Here is a 14,142-nt window from a genome sequence, read left to right on the forward strand (position 1 = left end):
TCGGGTGGCCTGTTCATCGATTCAGCAATATCTTGCACGGTCTTGCCCGCACGGAACAATAACTGGAGAGATTCAGGATGACGCGTGTGCCGGAAAAGTGGCTGTCATTTTTTCGCTGGTTTGGGACCGCATGGGCGTTTTCCCTCCTGATGGTGCTCGTCGTGCTGGGGCTGGTGGTTGAGCGGGAACTGAGCACCTCCCGTTACCAGGCGCACTTTTTTGCCAGCCTGGCCAGCAAGGCCAGCTATGCCCTCGGCGAGGGGCCCAGTCCGTCCATCCGTTTCCCCCACAGCGGACCGTATGACGACCGCCTCGGCTACACGGAGTTGCCAACATTTCTGGGCAAGCTGACGGGGCGGGGTTTCGAGATCACGCAGCAGGCGCGCTCGTCGGAGGGCATGGTGCGCATCATGGACGCCGGTTACTTTGCCCCCTACCCTGAAAAGACGCAGAGCGGCCTGAGCATCGTCGATTGCCACAACGACAGCCTGTTTCAGGAGCGCTATCCGGAACGGGTCTACAAAAGTTTTGACGATATTGCGCCCGTTCTGGTGCAGAGCCTGCTGTTCATCGAGAACCGCGAGCTGCTCGACCCGGACCATCCGAGGCGCAACCCGGCCGTGGAATGGGACCGGCTGGCCCATGCCGTGCTGAACAACGTCCGGACCAGCATCACCGGCAATGGCCGTTCGCCCGGCGGCAGCACGCTGGCAACGCAGATTGAAAAATACCGCCATTCTTCCGAGGGGCGCACTTCGTCGATCCGGGAAAAGCTGCAACAGATGGTATCGGCCTCCCTGCGTGCTTACCAGCAGGGCGAAGACACCCGTGCAGCACGGCGCCAGATCGTGCTGAGCTACATCAACACAATGCCGCTGTCAGCCAAGGCCGGCTTTGGTGAAGTGCATGGCCTGGGTGACGGCTTGTGGGTCTGGTACGGGCGTGATTTCAACGAGGTCAATCGCCTCCTGAAGGACGTGGACGTGGACGAAAACGGCGGCGACCTCAGCGAGGCGGGGCGGCTTTACAGGCAGGCGCTCAGCCTGTTGATCGCGCAGCGCCGTCCTTCCTATTACTTCGAGGCCAGCGAAACCGAGCTGGAACAGCTCACCGACAGCCATCTGCGCGTGCTCGGCAGCGCCGGCGTGATTCCGCTCGCGCTGCGCGACTCGGCGCTTCGGGCGAGTCTGAACCGGCGCGCCGACAAGGTGCCTGCCGCAGTGGCTTCCTTTGTCGAGCAGAAGGCGGCCAATACGGTCCGTACGCATCTTGCCGGCCTGCTCGGCGGCAGCCGCCTGTACGACCTGGATCGCCTCGATCTCACCGTCGCCAGCACGCTGGATGCGCCGGTGCAGAAGGCGGTCACCCGCGTGCTGCGGGAGTTGCGCGACCCGGCCAGCGCCAAGGCGGCCGGGCTCAGCGGCAAGCAGTTGCTGGACCGCGGCGATCCGGCCAAGGTGGTGTATAGCTTCACGCTGTATGAGCGTGGAAGCGACGTCAATTACCTGCGGGTGCAGACGGACAATTTCGACCAGCCGCTCAATATCAACGAAGGCACCAAGCTCGACCTCGGCTCCACCGCCAAGCTGCGCACACTGGTGACCTACCTCGACATCATGGACAAGCTGCACCAGCGCCTGGCCGGGCTGGACGCCATACAGCTGCGCGCACTGGAGGTTGACAAGAAGGATGTCCTGACGCGCTGGGCGGCCGACTATTTTCTCACTGCGAAAGACAAGAGCCTGGCCCCCATGCTGGAGGCCGCGCTGGAGCGACGCTATTCGGCCAGCACGGGGGAAGGATTTTTTACCGGTGGCGGATTGCACCACTTTGACAATTTCAAGCCTGAAGACAACGGCAAGGTGATGTCGGTGCGCGATGGGCTGCGCAACTCGGTCAATCTGGTGTTCATCCGGCTGATGCGCGACGTCGTGCACCACTACATGTTCCTGACCCCCGGTTCTTCGGCCAGGCTGCTGCAGGATGCCGACGACCCGCGCCGCGCCGACTACCTGGCGCGTTTCGCCGACAAGGAGGGGCAGGTCTTCATGCGGCGCTTCCTGGTCAAGTACCGCGGCAAGACCGCGCAGGAGGCCGAGGAGGTGCTGCTGCAGGGCGTGCGTCCGACCGCGTCACGGCTGGCAGCCATCTTCCGCACGATTGAACCCGACGCATCGCTGGAGCAGTTCACCGCGTTTGTGAAGCGCCACCGGACGGGCGGCATCGACCCGGCCGAGCCCCGGTTGGCCAAGCTCTACGCACAATTTGCGCCCGGACAGATGTCCCTGGCCGACCGCGGCTACGTGGCGGGTGTGCATCCGCTGGAATTGTGGCTGGTCGGCTACCTGCGCAACCATTCGGGGGCGAGCCAGTCGCAGGTGATGCAGGCCAGCAGCGCCGAGCGGCAGGCGGTGTATTCATGGCTTTTTTCCGCCCATCGCAAGCAGGCGCAGGACAAGCGGATCCTGGGCCTGCTCGAAGGAGAAGGCTTTCTGGAAATCCATCGCCAATGGGCGCTCACGGGTTACCCTTTTGACGCCCTCGTGCCGTCCTATGCGACCGCGATCGGCGCGTCAGCCGACCGTCCCGCCGCGCTGGCGGAGTTGATGGGGATCCTCGTCAACGATGGCCTGCGCAAACCGGCCATGCGCATCCAGTCCCTGCACTTCGCCGCCGCAACCCCCTATGAAACCGTGCTGCAGTACAAACCCGGCCAGGCGGAACGGGTGCTGGCGCCGGAAGTCGCCCGGGCGGTGCGCGGCGCGCTGCGGCTGGTGGTCGAGGGCGGCACCGCACAACGCGTGAAGCAGGCCTTTGTGCGGCCAGACGGCAGTATCATGCCGGTGGGCGGAAAAACCGGCACCGGCGATCAGCGCTTCGATGTCTATGGCGGGGGAGGCCGGCTGATCAAGTCGCGCGTGGTCAATCGTTCGGCGACTTTCGTATTCAACGTCGATGAACGTTTTTTTGGCACCATCATCGCTTACGTGCCGGGGGCCCAGGCCGCCGCCTACGATTTCACCAGCGGCCTGCCGGTGCAATTGCTGAAAGTGCTGGCACCCAGGCTGACACCCCTGATGAACGCGCGCGGCGGCGATGACGCGCCGCCGGGCACCTGCGTGCCTTGAGTGCATTGAGGGCCCAGGCTCACGGCTTTCCTGTATGGGCCGGAGACATGGGGCCTGTATTGACGGATCGAATTCACCAAAAAAAGGAAACCATGACCTGGCAAACCCTTGTTGCCCAACCCAGCGAGCTGGGCGAGTCCCCGTTCTGGCACCCGGATGAACAAAGCCTTTATTGGGTCGACATTCCGGGCCGGCAGATTCACCGCTGCAAGGTGGGGGAGGCGTCGAATGGCCCGGTAGAAAGCTGGGCCATGCCGACCGAGCCCGGCAGCATCGCACCGGCGCAGACGCGGGGCCAGGCCAGCGGGCTGGTCATCGCGCTGCGTGACGGCATTTACCGCGCCCGGCAGTGGGGCGGCGCGCTCGAGCAACTGGTGCGGGCCGGGCATGACACCACCACCACGCGCTTCAACGACGGCAAGGCCGACCCCCTGGGCCGCTTCTGGGCCGGCACCATGTACGAGCCCCGCGACGCCAGACAGGCGCAACTTTTTTCAGTGGATTGCCGCGACGGCCGCGCGCCCCTGGTGGAGCTCAAGGCCGGCGATGCCATCATTGCCAACGGACTGGCCTGGTCGCCCGACGCAGCCACCGTCTATTGGACCGATACGCCCAGCCACACCATTCACGCCTGGGACTGGGAGGGGCAGAGCAATGCCATGCGCCGGCGCCGCGTGTTCCGGCAGTGGCCGGGAAAACCTGAGGGCTGGCAGCCCGGCATGCCCGGCTACGGAGGCCGGCCGGACGGCGCCGCTGTCGATGTGGAGGGCAACTACTATGTGGCCATGTTCGAAGGCGGCCGGCTGCTCAAGCTGTCGCCCGCCGGTGAGCTGCTGGCCGATATTCCTGTGCCGGCGCGCTGCCCCACCATGCCGTGCTTTGGCGGGCACGACCTGCGAACGCTCTACCTCACGACGGCACGCTACAAGCGCCCCGACGAGGAGCTGCAAACCTGGCCGGACTCGGGCTGCGTATTCTCGATGCGGGTCGATGTGCCCGGCCTGCCGGTGAACTTCTTCAGGGACTGAAGGGCGGGTTCTGCGGTTGGGGGGGCGCCGGCCCGCAGGAAAAAATCGAACATGGCCCGTTCAAAAAAATCAAAACCCCGTCCGCCGGAGCCGCTTACCATTGGCCCATGGCTTCAGATATTGCAGATACCGAGGTGACGGCGGCCCTGGCCGCGCGGGTGCGGGACGCCTCCGCCAGGGGCACGCCCCTGCGCATCCGGGGCGGCGGCACCAAGGACTTTTATGGGCAGGCCCTGAAGGGCGACGTCCTCGACATGAATGTTCTGGCCGGCGTGGTCAGCTACGAGCCCAGCGAGTTGGTGGTCACCGTGCGCGCCGGCACCCCGCTGGCCGAGCTGGAAGCCCTGCTGGCGGCCCAGGGCCAGTGCCTGCCGTTTGAGCCGCCGCATTTCGGCAGTTCCGGTGCGCGGGCCACGGTCGGCGGCATGGTCGCCAGCGGTCTCAGCGGCCCGGCGCGCAGCAGCGTGGGGGCTGTGCGTGACTACATGCTGGGCGTGGTCCTGCTCAACGGCAAGGCAGAGCGGCTGACCTTTGGCGGCCAGGTGATGAAGAATGTGGCCGGCTACGACGTGTCGCGCCTGATGGCCGGCTCACTCGGAACGCTGGGCGTGCTGCTGGAGGTCTCGCTCAAGGTGCTGCCGGTCGCGCCGCTGGAGGCCACGCTGGTGTTTGACATGGATGAAGCGGCATCCTTGCGCCAGCTCAACCGCTGGGGCGGACTGCCATTGCCGGTCAACGCCTCCTGCTGGCACGACGGCCGTTTGTGGGTTCGCCTGCGCGGCGCCAAGGCAGCGGTTGCTGCCGCGCAAAAAACCATGGGTGGCGACCTGGTGGACGAATCTTCACGCGAGCTGTGGGCGGCCTTGCGCGAACAGACGCTGCCTTTTTTCGAACTCCAGGACGGCGAATCCCTGTGGCGCGTTAGCGTGCCCGACACGGTTGCGCCATTGCCCCTGGGCCCCACGCTGCTGGAGTGGGGTGGCGCGCAGCGCTGGGTGAAACGGTCGGGCGGACGCCCGGCCGGTGACGCCCAGGCTATTCGCGAGGCCGCGCTGGCGGCTTCTGGCCACGCCACGCTGTTTCGCTCCGCCGACAAGACCGTCCCGGTGTTCTCGCCGCTCAAAGCCCCACTGGACCGCATCCACCGCGACCTCAAAAAACAGTTTGACCCGGCCGGTGTGTTCAATCCGGGCCGCATGTTTGCGGACTGGTAAAAAAAGCAGGGCCCAAGCATGCGACGTCTGCGCCACCTGACCGGGCAACACCGGACGGCTTCCATCAACCGCCTGCTCGGCGGCGTGCTCGCCTTCAATGCCGGGGCCATCAATGCGGGCGGCTTCCTGCTTGTCAGCATGTACACCTCGCACATGACGGGGTTTTTGTCCATGCTGGCCGACAACCTGATTCTGGGCCACATGACGCTGGTGCTGGGTGCCGTGGGCACTCTGCTGGCCTTTACCTCCGGGGCGGCCCTGACCGCCATCCTGGTGAACTGGGCGCGGCCGAACCGGCTGCGCAGCGAGTATGCGCTGCTCCTGCTGACGGAGGCCATGCTGCTGCTGGTCTTTGGCTTGCTCGGCGCCACGCTGAATCGCCAGACCCCTTTTGCCGTCCCGCTGACCGTGCTGGTGCTGGCGTTCACCATGGGCTTGCAGAACGCGCTGGTGAGCAAGATCTCCTCGTCGCAGATTCGCACCACCCACATGACCGGCGTCCTGACCGATGTGGGCATTGAGCTGGGCAAGATGTTTTACTGGAACCGGACTGCCAGCCCGCCCGAGTCCCGTGTCCGCGCCAACCGGATGAAGTTGCGCCTTTTTGGCACCCTGCTGGGCATGTTTGTTGCCGGCGGCGTGGTGGGGGCATCCGGGTTCAAGTATGTGGGCTTCATCTGGGTGGTGCCCCTGGCGCTGCTGTTGCTCGCCTTGTCCTTGCCGCCCCTGTACGCGGACTTTCACCGCACCTTGCGGCGCAAGGTCAAAGCCATCCAGCAGTCTTCCTGAGCACCATGCAAACCCATCTCGCCCCCGAATTCAAAAACACCGCCGAAGGCCGCGAGGCCGAAGCGATTTTGCGCAAGTGCGTGCACTGCGGCTTTTGTACCGCCACCTGCCCCACCTACCAGCTGCTGGGCGACGAACTCGACGGCCCGCGTGGCCGCATCTACCTGATCAAGCAGGTGCTCGAGGGCGAAGCGCCCACGCGCAAAACCCAGCTGCACCTGGACCGCTGCCTGACCTGCCGCAACTGCGAGACCACCTGTCCGAGTGGCGTGCAGTACGGCCACCTGGTGGACATCGGCCGCAAGCTGGTCGACGAGCGCGTGCCGCGTCCGGCCGGTGAGCGCACCGTGCGCTGGGCACTTAAGGAAGGCTTGCCTTCCCCGCTGTTTGCGCCTGCCATGAAAGCCGGCCAGACTGTGCGTGGCCTGCTGCCTGCGGCCCTCAAAAACAAGGTGCCGCAAAAGCAGGATGCTGGCGCCTGGCCGCAGCGCACGCATGCCCGCAAGATGCTGATGCTCGAAGGCTGCGTGCAGCCCGCCATGATGCCCAACATCAATGCCGCGACGGCGCGCGTGCTGGACGCGGCCGGCATTCAGACCGTCTTGGCGCGCAAGGCCGGCTGCTGCGGTGCGGTCAAATTCCACCTCAACGATCACGAAGGCGGAAAGGCCGAGATGCGCCGCAACATCGACGCCTGGTGGCCGCACGTGGCGGCAGACGAGGGCGGCGGCGACAGCGGCGTGGAAGCCATCGTCATGAACGCCTCGGGTTGTGGCGTCACCGTCAAGGAATACGGCCACATCCTCAAGGACGACCCGGCCTACGCGGCCAAGGCGGTGCGCATCAGTGAACTCACGCGCGACCTCAGCGAGCTGCTGCCCGAACTGGTCGGCGAGCTGCAGGGCAAGGTCAGGGCCCAAGCCGGCGCCATGGTGTTCCATCCGCCCTGCACCTTGCAGCACGGCCAGCAATTGCGCGGCGGGGTGGAGTCGCTCATGGGCGCGCTGGGTTTCAAGGTCACGCTGGCCGCTGCCGAATCACACCTGTGCTGCGGCTCGGCGGGGACGTACTCCGTGCTGCAGCCCGACATCGCCTACCAGCTGCGCGACCGCAAGCTGGGCCACCTGCAGGAGGCCGCGCCCGAGGTGATCATCTCGGCCAATATCGGCTGTATCACGCACCTGCAAAGCGGCACGGCGACGCCTGTGCGGCATTGGATTGAGGTATTGGACGACGCGCTTATCTGAAACGCTACTGACATGACGTTGTCAGGAGCCCCTCCGCATCATCAAGGCTTCTTCCACACAACAGGAGCCTTCCATGAAAAACGCCATCAGCTGGTTTGAAATCCCCAGCGCTCAACTGGACAAAGCCCAGGCCTTTTACGAAGCTGTGCTCAATTGCAAGATGCGCCGCGAGGCCATGGGCCCGTCCGAGGGTGCGGTGTTTCCTTATGACGGAGAGGGCGTGGGCGGCGCCTTGATGGTCGGCCCTACCGCGCCGGCGCTGGCATCCGGCGGCACGCTGGTTTACCTCGATGCCTCGCCTTCGCTTGATGCCGCCCTGGCGCGCGCCGTCAAGGCCGGCGGCAAGGTCGCCTTGCCGCGCCAGGCGCTGCCGCCCGGTATGGGCTTTTTTGCCCACATCGCCGACCTGGACGGCAACCGCGTCGGCCTGCACGCATTGGCATGAGCCGCAAGAATTGGATAGCGGTTGCCAGCGCCGAGCATGCGCGGCATGGGTGCGCGGAAACAGTGGGTTTTATGCAGGTGTGCCATGGCAAATGCGCACCACTTAAAAGAGTGTTGGCTGAGGATCGCGTTGCTTATTACTCACCCACGCTGGCCATGGGTAGCAAAGACAAATTCCAGCGCTTTGTCTCCATAGGCGTGGTGCAAGCCGGCGAGCCCTATGCCTTCGACATGGGCGGCGGTTTTGTGCCGTTTCGCCGCGACGTGGCCTATGTGGCCGCGAGGGAGGCGTCCATACTGCCCTTGCTCGACGAGTTCGAGCTTGTGGAAAACCGCCAGCGCTGGGGCTACAAGTTCCGGTTCGGCCTGTTCGAAGTCAGCGACCACGATATGCGGCTGATCGCACGGGCCATGCAGGCGGATCTGGCGGCGCTGGGCCTGCACGCCGGCGCAGGCCAAAGCCAGGCCCGGCGTTCAGATGGACCACTGCGCCGGGCGGCGAGACATTGCGCCTGAGGGCGCCACCCGGTGCTCCCCTATCATTCACACACCATGCGCCGCGCCGACCGCCTCTTTCACCTTGTGCAGCTGATCCGCGGCCGGCGTTTGAGCACGGCGGAATTTCTGGCAAAGCGGCTCGAAGTGTCGGAGCGCACGATTTACCGTGACGTGGCCGACCTGCAGCATCAGGGCGTGCCTATCGAGGGCGAGGCGGGCGTGGGCTACCGGCTGGGCGCGGGCTTTGACCTGCCGCCGCTGATGTTCACGCAAAAGGAAGCCAATGCGCTGGCCGCGTCGGTGCGCTTGGCCCAAGCCTGGCTGGACCCGGCCATGGCGGGCGATGCGGAGGCGGCCTGGAGCAAGATTGTCTCGGTGCTGCCGCCTGCCGCGCGCGCGGCGGCCGAGGGCGTGCCGCTGTACGCCGTGGTGATAGAGCCCGACGCGGCCACACAGCGCAGCCTGCAGCTGCTGCGCGAAGCGGTGCATGCGCGCCGCAAGGTAAAGGTGCGCTACCTGGATGCGGGCGGGCGCGAAAGCCAGCGCGTGCTCTGGCCGCTGGGCTGTTTTTACTGGGGCAGTGTCTGGACGCTGGGCGCCTGGTGCGAAGCCCGGCAGGACTTTCGCAGCTTCCGCGTGGACCGCATGGCTGCGGTCGAAGCGCTGGACGAGCGCGTGGGCCATGAGGCCGGCCGCACGCTGGCGGACTACCTGCGGTCGGTGAAGGCCAACCCCAGGGCGGCCTGAACCGCGAGCCAAGCCGCCTCAGGCCGCGAGCGCGGCCTCAATATCCTTGACCAGATCGGCCGGTTTGTCGGTCGGCGCATAACGCCGGATGACCTGTCCGTCCTTGCCGACCAGGAACTTGGTGAAGTTCCATTTGATGGACTTGCTGCCCAGCAGGCCCGGGGCTTCGGACGACAGCCACTTGTACAGCGGGTGCGCGGCGGGGCCGTTGACGTCGATCTTGGACATCATCGGAAAACTCACGCCGTAATTGACCTGGCAGAACTCGGAGATTTCGCTGTCGCTGCCGGGGTCCTGCGAGCCAAACTGGTTGCATGGAAAGCCCAACACCGCCAGGCCCTGGCCGGCGTAGTTCTTGTGCAGTTCTTCCAGTCCGCCAAACTGCGGGGTGAAGCCGCACTGGCTGGCGGTGTTCACAATCAACATGACCTTGCCCGTGAATTCGGACAGGGGAACGCTTTGGCCATTGATCTGGCGGGCTTCAAAATCGTAAACGGTGCTCATGGGTTTGCTCCTTGTCGGAGCCGGCTTGGCTCACTGTCATTTTGCGCCAGTTTGCGGCGCGGGCGCCAGCGCGGCCAGCAGGGCGGCCAGCACAATCAGGCCACCACCGAGCAGCGTGCGTGGGCTGAAGTCGGCCACGCCCATCATCGCGGCGGACACGCTGGCGAACAAAATCTCCGTCAGCATCACGATGGCGGTGGTGCTGGCCGCCAGCCGCGCCGCGCCGTACTGAAGCGCCGTGTTGCTGGCGAGAAAGGCGATGCACAGGCCTACCGCCACGCCCAGCCCACCGGCCCCAAAAGCAGGGGCCGGGACGATCTGCCAGGCCATGCCGGCCAGCGCGGTTGCGCAGGCCATCAGTGCACCCCCGCCAAACATCGCCAGCATGCGCGACTCGCTCGGCGTTGAGCCGAGCCTGCGCAGCAGCACATTGGTGACGGCAAAGCAGAGGCCGCCCATCAGGCTGAGCCAGTCGGCCGCGCTTTGCGGCACGGGCCACGGCGTGCCGGGCGACTTCAGCACAATCACCACACCTGTGAGCGCCAGTGCCAGCCTGAACAGCGATGCCGCCGTCGGTTTTTCACCCAGTACGGCCCAGGCGATCAGCACAGACCAGACCGGCATCAGATAAAACAGCAGCACCACCCGGACCACGTCGCCCACCGTCACGGCCCAGTTGAATCCGACGTTGGTCAGGCCCGCCGCTGCGAGCAGGAGCAGCAGCGCGGGGTACTGCAGCAGGCCACGCCAGGCCTGCGGGCGCCACGCCAACACGCCCAGGGTCGCCACGCTGTAGATCAGCGTGGTGGCCCACAGCGGGTGCAGGCCATAGGCCAGCAGCTCGCGAAACGGCCACCAGGAGACGCCCCAGACAAAGGCGTTGATGACGAGTGCGCCGGCGGCTAGTAGAGCCCCACGGTCCCTCACTGCGTGTAGCTCCCTGCCCCCGAGGGGCCGTCAGCCGGCTCGGGGCGGCCCTTCGCCGCTGGTGCCCCACGGTCGCTCACTGCGTGTAACTCCCTGCCCCCGAGGGGCCGTCGCTTGCTCGGGGCGGCCCTTCGCCGCACGTAGCCCCACGGTCGTTCACTGCGTGCAACTCCCTGCTCCCAAGGGGCCGTCGGCTGGCTCGGGGCGGCCCTTCGCTGCGCGTGGTCCCACGGTTGTTCACTGTGGGTACCTTTCCCCAAGGCTCGCGTCGGCCGACATCAGTGAAATTTGTCGCTGCGGGCGATGCTGAGCAGGTGATCCACCTGCTCCTTGTATTTGATGCAATTGCTTTTGTGCCAGCGCTGGATCAGCCACATGAAGCCGGCCACCACCATGCCAAAGGCGGTGATGGCGCCAAAGGCCGACAGGCCCATGCCGGTGGATAGGCTGTAGAAAGCGCCCAGGCTCAGGATGCAGGCCTGTTCGTTGAAATTCTGCACGGCGATCGAGCGGCCCGCGCCCATGAGGTTGTGGCCCCGGTGCTGCAGCAGCGCATTCATGGGCACCACCAGAAAACCACCCAGACCGCCCAGCAGGATCAGGAAGGGCGCGGCGACCCAGACGTTGCCAATGAAATTCATCAGGATGACCAGCACGCCCATGGCAATGCCCAGCGGCATCACGGTTGCGGCCTGGTCCAGGCGCATGCGCATCGAGGCCAGTATCGCGCCCACGGCCGTGCCGATGGCCACCACCCCCACCAGGGAAGAGGCCTGCGTGGTGCTGTAGCCCAGGGCGGCCGCACTCCATGCCAGGACGATATAGCGCAGGTTGCCCGACACGCCCCAGAACAGTGTGGTGGTGGCCAGCGAGATCTGGCCCAGTTTGTCGCGCCACAGCGCCGCGTTGCAGTTCCAGAAGTCGGGCAGCAGCTCCAGCTTGTTGCGCGGCATGGGGCGCATTTCGACGCCGGTGTCGGGGATGCGCGTGTTGAACCAGGCGGCAATGCTGTACAGCAGTATCAGCACGGCAATGGCGGCTTCGGGGGCGGTGTCGACGCCGGTGTTGATGAGGGGGAAGTCAAACGACAGCAGCAGATGGGACACCGAATGGCCCACCAGTTGCCCGCCGAGCAGCACGCCCAGGATGATCGATGAGATGGTCAGGCCTTCAATCCAGCCATTGGCCTTGACCAGCTGCGAGGCCGGCAGCAACTCGGTCAGGATGCCGTATTTGGCGGGCGAGTAGGCGGCAGCGCCGAGCCCGACGATCGCATAGGCCAGCAGGGGGTGCGAGCCAAACAGCATCATCAGGCAGCCAATCACCTTGATGCCATTGCTCACAAACATCACCTGGCCCTTGGGCCGCGCGTCGGCGAAAGCCCCGACAAACGGCGCCAGCACCACGTAAAACAGCGCGAACATGGGAACCAGCGCCGCGGGCTGCCACTTGGGCGCCCCGCTGGTTTTCAGCAGTTCCACGGCGGCTACAAACAGCGCGTTATCAGCCAGCGAGCTGAAAAACTGGGCTGCCATGATGGTGTAAAAACCGCGCTTCATTAAATTATGTTGATCACTGCCTGAATTGCATCAGTCCGGCTGATACCGCAAGATAAGGGTGAATGTCTCCGAATGATTCCGGTTTATAGCATGGGGGCTGGTGTCAGAATCCGGAAAGACCTTGAAGAGGCACATTAACCGCAGCGGCCCGCGCCGCCTTTGTCCACTAAGTCACGCTATTTCACCTTCTACCAATTTGCGCCATGCCACGTCCCATTCTTGCCACCATCCACCGCCCGGCGCTCGCCCACAACCTGGCACGCGTGCGCGACGCCGCACCTGACGCGCGAGTCTGGGCGATCGTCAAGGCCAATGCCTACGGCCACGGCATCGAGCACGTCTTTGACGGGCTGCGCAGCGCCGACGGTTTCGCCCTGCTCGACCTGGCGGAGGCGCGACGCCTGCGCGCGCTCGACTGGCGCGGCCCCATCCTGCTGCTGGAAGGCTGCTTCGAGGCGCGCGACCTGGAGCTGTGCTCCCGCCTGGGCTTGTGGCATGCCATCCATTGCCAGGAGCAGATCGACATGCTGGCCGCGCACAAGACGCAGATTCCACACCGCGTGTTCCTGAAAATGAATTCCGGCATGAACCGCCTGGGTTTCAAGCCCGAGCGCTTTCGCGCCGCGTGGACGCGTCTCAATGCGCTGCCGCAGGTGGACGAGATTTCACTGATGACGCACTTCTCGGATGCCGACGGCCCGAAAGGCATCGCGGCGCAACTCCGGGCATTTGATGCCATCACCCATGACCTGCCTGGCGAGCGCACGCTGAGCAACAGCGCGGGCGTGTTGCGCCATGGCGATCAACTGGCGGCCCGCTCCGACTGGGTGCGGCCCGGCATCGCCGTCTACGGCAGTGCCCCCGACTTCCCCGAGCACAGCGCCGCCGAGTGGGGGCTGCAGCCGACCATGACGCTGTCGTCCCGCATCATCGGCGTGCAAGACCTGGTGGCCGGCGACACGGTGGGCTATGGCTCCAGTTTCACCGCCGACGGCCCGCTGCGCATCGGCGTGGTCGCCTGCGGTTATGCGGATGGCTACCCGCGCCACTGCAGCACGGGCACGCCGGTGCTGGTGAACGGCGTACGCACCCGCATGGTTGGGCGCGTCAGCATGGACATGATCACGGTCGATCTGACGCCGGTACCCGACGCCGGGATGGGGGCGGAGGTGACCTTGTGGGGCCGGTCTTCGGGCGCCGTCCTGCTGCCCATTGACGAAGTGGCGCAAGCCGCCGGAACCGTGGGGTATGAGCTGATGTGCGCGGTGGCGCAACGCGTTCCGGTGGTGACTGAGTGAATGTCATTGGCTGGAATGTGCGCCTGGTATGCATCTGGGAATTGTCAGATTCACCTGCGATGGTTTCAATGCACATCTTGTGAATATCCTGTGCGATTGATAGGGTTTGGCAGCCAAAATCTGTGAGTAACTCTGGAATAGCATCGGGATAACTTTTAACGACGATACGGTTTTTGTCCACGCATCTGGACCTGGTTCAGCTCTCATGGTTTGGCGGGAGCTCCCATTTGCCATTTGAATTCCTGGTTCGATTTCCCCAACAACAATTAACTCCTGGAGCATTTTTAATGCCATCCCAAGTCACCGTCCGCCCTATCGCTGCCGCGGACTTCGAGGCCTGGCTTCCCCTCTGGGCGGGCTACAACAAGTTCTATGGGCGCTCAGGCCCCACCGCGCTCGCGGACGACATCACGCGCATGACCTGGTCGCGTTTCTTCGACGCGTACGAGCCGGTGCATGCGCTGGTCGCCGAGTCCGACGGCGAGTTGGTGGGGCTGGTGCATTACCTTTTTCATCGCAGCACGACCCGCATTGCGCCCACCTGCTATCTGCAGGATCTGTTCACCACCGAATCAGTCCGTGGCAAGGGTGTCGGCAGGGCGCTGATCGAAGCCGTCTATGCGCGGGTGAAAGAGGCCGGCTCATCCCGTGTGTACTGGCAAACACACGAGACCAACACGACGGCAATGGCGCTCTATGACAAGGTGGCCGAGCGCTCGGGTTTCCTGGTCTACGGAAAAGCGCTGTAGCGCGCCAAGT

At 65.0% G+C, this 14,142-nt stretch carries 13 protein-coding genes; 10 read left to right on the forward strand and 3 right to left on the reverse strand.

The genetic code is table 11. From position 1 onward, the window contains the following. The first annotated feature begins 77 nt into the window (after positions 1-77). From AC1DUR_RS13910 to AC1DUR_RS13945, 8 genes are all read left to right on the forward strand, one after another. Entirely contained in the window at positions 78-3,128 is a 3,051-nt protein-coding gene (locus tag AC1DUR_RS13910; RefSeq protein ID WP_477721676.1) for a biosynthetic peptidoglycan transglycosylase, read from the forward strand. A 92-nt stretch (positions 3,129-3,220) separates the two neighbouring features. After that, the gene (locus AC1DUR_RS13915) at positions 3,221-4,156 is read left to right on the forward strand and encodes an SMP-30/gluconolactonase/LRE family protein (RefSeq protein WP_477721677.1); all 936 of its coding nucleotides are present in this window, start codon (positions 3,221-3,223) and stop codon (positions 4,154-4,156) included. Positions 4,157-4,263: 107 nt separating this feature from the next. Next, positions 4,264-5,370 (forward strand): glycolate oxidase subunit GlcE, encoded by a 1,107-nt coding sequence (gene glcE / locus AC1DUR_RS13920; RefSeq protein ID WP_477721678.1) that lies wholly within the window; start codon positions 4,264-4,266, stop codon positions 5,368-5,370. A gap of 18 nt (positions 5,371-5,388) precedes the next feature. Continuing rightward, entirely contained in the window at positions 5,389-6,159 is a 771-nt protein-coding gene (locus AC1DUR_RS13925) for a YoaK family protein (RefSeq protein WP_477721679.1), read from the forward strand. A gap of 5 nt (positions 6,160-6,164) precedes the next feature. After that, positions 6,165-7,406 (forward strand): glycolate oxidase subunit GlcF, encoded by a 1,242-nt coding sequence (gene glcF / locus AC1DUR_RS13930; RefSeq protein ID WP_477721680.1) that lies wholly within the window; start codon positions 6,165-6,167, stop codon positions 7,404-7,406. 73 nt (positions 7,407-7,479) lie between these two features. Then, positions 7,480-7,851 carry a VOC family protein gene (locus AC1DUR_RS13935; RefSeq protein ID WP_477721681.1) on the forward strand — a complete coding sequence of 124 codons (372 nt, stop codon included), beginning with the start codon at positions 7,480-7,482 and terminating at the stop codon, positions 7,849-7,851. Further along, positions 7,848-8,366, forward strand: a complete 519-nt coding sequence (locus tag AC1DUR_RS13940; protein WP_477721682.1) for an EVE domain-containing protein — start codon at positions 7,848-7,850, stop codon at positions 8,364-8,366. Before AC1DUR_RS13935 ends, AC1DUR_RS13940 begins: the two co-directional genes overlap by 4 nt. A gap of 36 nt (positions 8,367-8,402) precedes the next feature. After that, positions 8,403-9,095, forward strand: a complete 693-nt coding sequence (locus tag AC1DUR_RS13945; protein WP_477721683.1) for a helix-turn-helix transcriptional regulator — start codon at positions 8,403-8,405, stop codon at positions 9,093-9,095. An 18-nt stretch (positions 9,096-9,113) separates the two neighbouring features. Here AC1DUR_RS13945 and AC1DUR_RS13950 read toward each other — a convergent pair whose 3' ends face one another. The 3 genes from AC1DUR_RS13950 to lplT all read right to left on the reverse strand — a co-directional run bounded on the left by AC1DUR_RS13950 (position 9,114) and on the right by lplT (position 12,085). After that, positions 9,114-9,599 carry a glutathione peroxidase gene (locus AC1DUR_RS13950; RefSeq protein WP_477721684.1) on the reverse strand — a complete coding sequence of 162 codons (486 nt, stop codon included), beginning with the start codon at positions 9,597-9,599 and terminating at the stop codon, positions 9,114-9,116. Between the two features lie 36 nt (positions 9,600-9,635). Beyond that, positions 9,636-10,526 (reverse strand): DMT family transporter, encoded by an 891-nt coding sequence (locus AC1DUR_RS13955; protein ID WP_477720226.1) that lies wholly within the window; start codon positions 10,524-10,526, stop codon positions 9,636-9,638. Positions 10,527-10,804: 278 nt separating this feature from the next. Next, on the reverse strand, positions 10,805-12,085 hold the full coding sequence (lplT, locus tag AC1DUR_RS13960; protein ID WP_477720225.1) for a lysophospholipid transporter LplT: 1,281 nt from the start codon (positions 12,083-12,085) through the stop codon (positions 10,805-10,807). Between the two features lie 203 nt (positions 12,086-12,288). On the opposite strand from lplT, the gene alr reads away from it, so the two are divergent. Next, positions 12,289-13,383 (forward strand): alanine racemase, encoded by a 1,095-nt coding sequence (alr, locus tag AC1DUR_RS13965; RefSeq protein ID WP_477720224.1) that lies wholly within the window; start codon positions 12,289-12,291, stop codon positions 13,381-13,383. Positions 13,384-13,670: 287 nt separating this feature from the next. Then, complete coding sequence (locus tag AC1DUR_RS13970) at positions 13,671-14,132, forward strand: N-acetyltransferase family protein (RefSeq protein ID WP_477720223.1); 462 nt, start codon at positions 13,671-13,673, stop codon at positions 14,130-14,132. Positions 14,133-14,142 lie beyond the last annotated feature (10 nt).

The organism is Polaromonas sp. P4_F4 (assembly GCF_056401355.1).

Excerpts from the sequence above, each read along its gene's own strand:
- alr (WP_477720224.1), top strand. The coding sequence starts at position 12,289 with ATGCCACGTCCCATTCTTGCCACCATCCACCGCCCGGCGCTCGCCCAC.
- AC1DUR_RS13945 (WP_477721683.1), top strand. The coding sequence starts at position 8,403 with ATGCGCCGCGCCGACCGCCTCTTTCACCTTGTGCAGCTGATCCGCGGC.
- AC1DUR_RS13970 (WP_477720223.1), top strand. The coding sequence starts at position 13,671 with ATGCCATCCCAAGTCACCGTCCGCCCTATCGCTGCCGCGGACTTCGAG.
- AC1DUR_RS13950 (WP_477721684.1), bottom strand. The coding sequence starts at position 9,599 with ATGAGCACCGTTTACGATTTTGAAGCCCGCCAGATCAATGGCCAAAGC.
- AC1DUR_RS13910 (WP_477721676.1), top strand. The coding sequence starts at position 78 with ATGACGCGTGTGCCGGAAAAGTGGCTGTCATTTTTTCGCTGGTTTGGG.
- glcF (WP_477721680.1), top strand. The coding sequence starts at position 6,165 with ATGCAAACCCATCTCGCCCCCGAATTCAAAAACACCGCCGAAGGCCGC.
- AC1DUR_RS13935 (WP_477721681.1), top strand. The coding sequence starts at position 7,480 with ATGAAAAACGCCATCAGCTGGTTTGAAATCCCCAGCGCTCAACTGGAC.
- AC1DUR_RS13915 (WP_477721677.1), top strand. The coding sequence starts at position 3,221 with ATGACCTGGCAAACCCTTGTTGCCCAACCCAGCGAGCTGGGCGAGTCC.
- glcE (WP_477721678.1), top strand. The coding sequence starts at position 4,264 with ATGGCTTCAGATATTGCAGATACCGAGGTGACGGCGGCCCTGGCCGCG.
- AC1DUR_RS13925 (WP_477721679.1), top strand. The coding sequence starts at position 5,389 with ATGCGACGTCTGCGCCACCTGACCGGGCAACACCGGACGGCTTCCATC.
- lplT (WP_477720225.1), bottom strand. The coding sequence starts at position 12,085 with ATGAAGCGCGGTTTTTACACCATCATGGCAGCCCAGTTTTTCAGCTCG.
- AC1DUR_RS13940 (WP_477721682.1), top strand. The coding sequence starts at position 7,848 with ATGAGCCGCAAGAATTGGATAGCGGTTGCCAGCGCCGAGCATGCGCGG.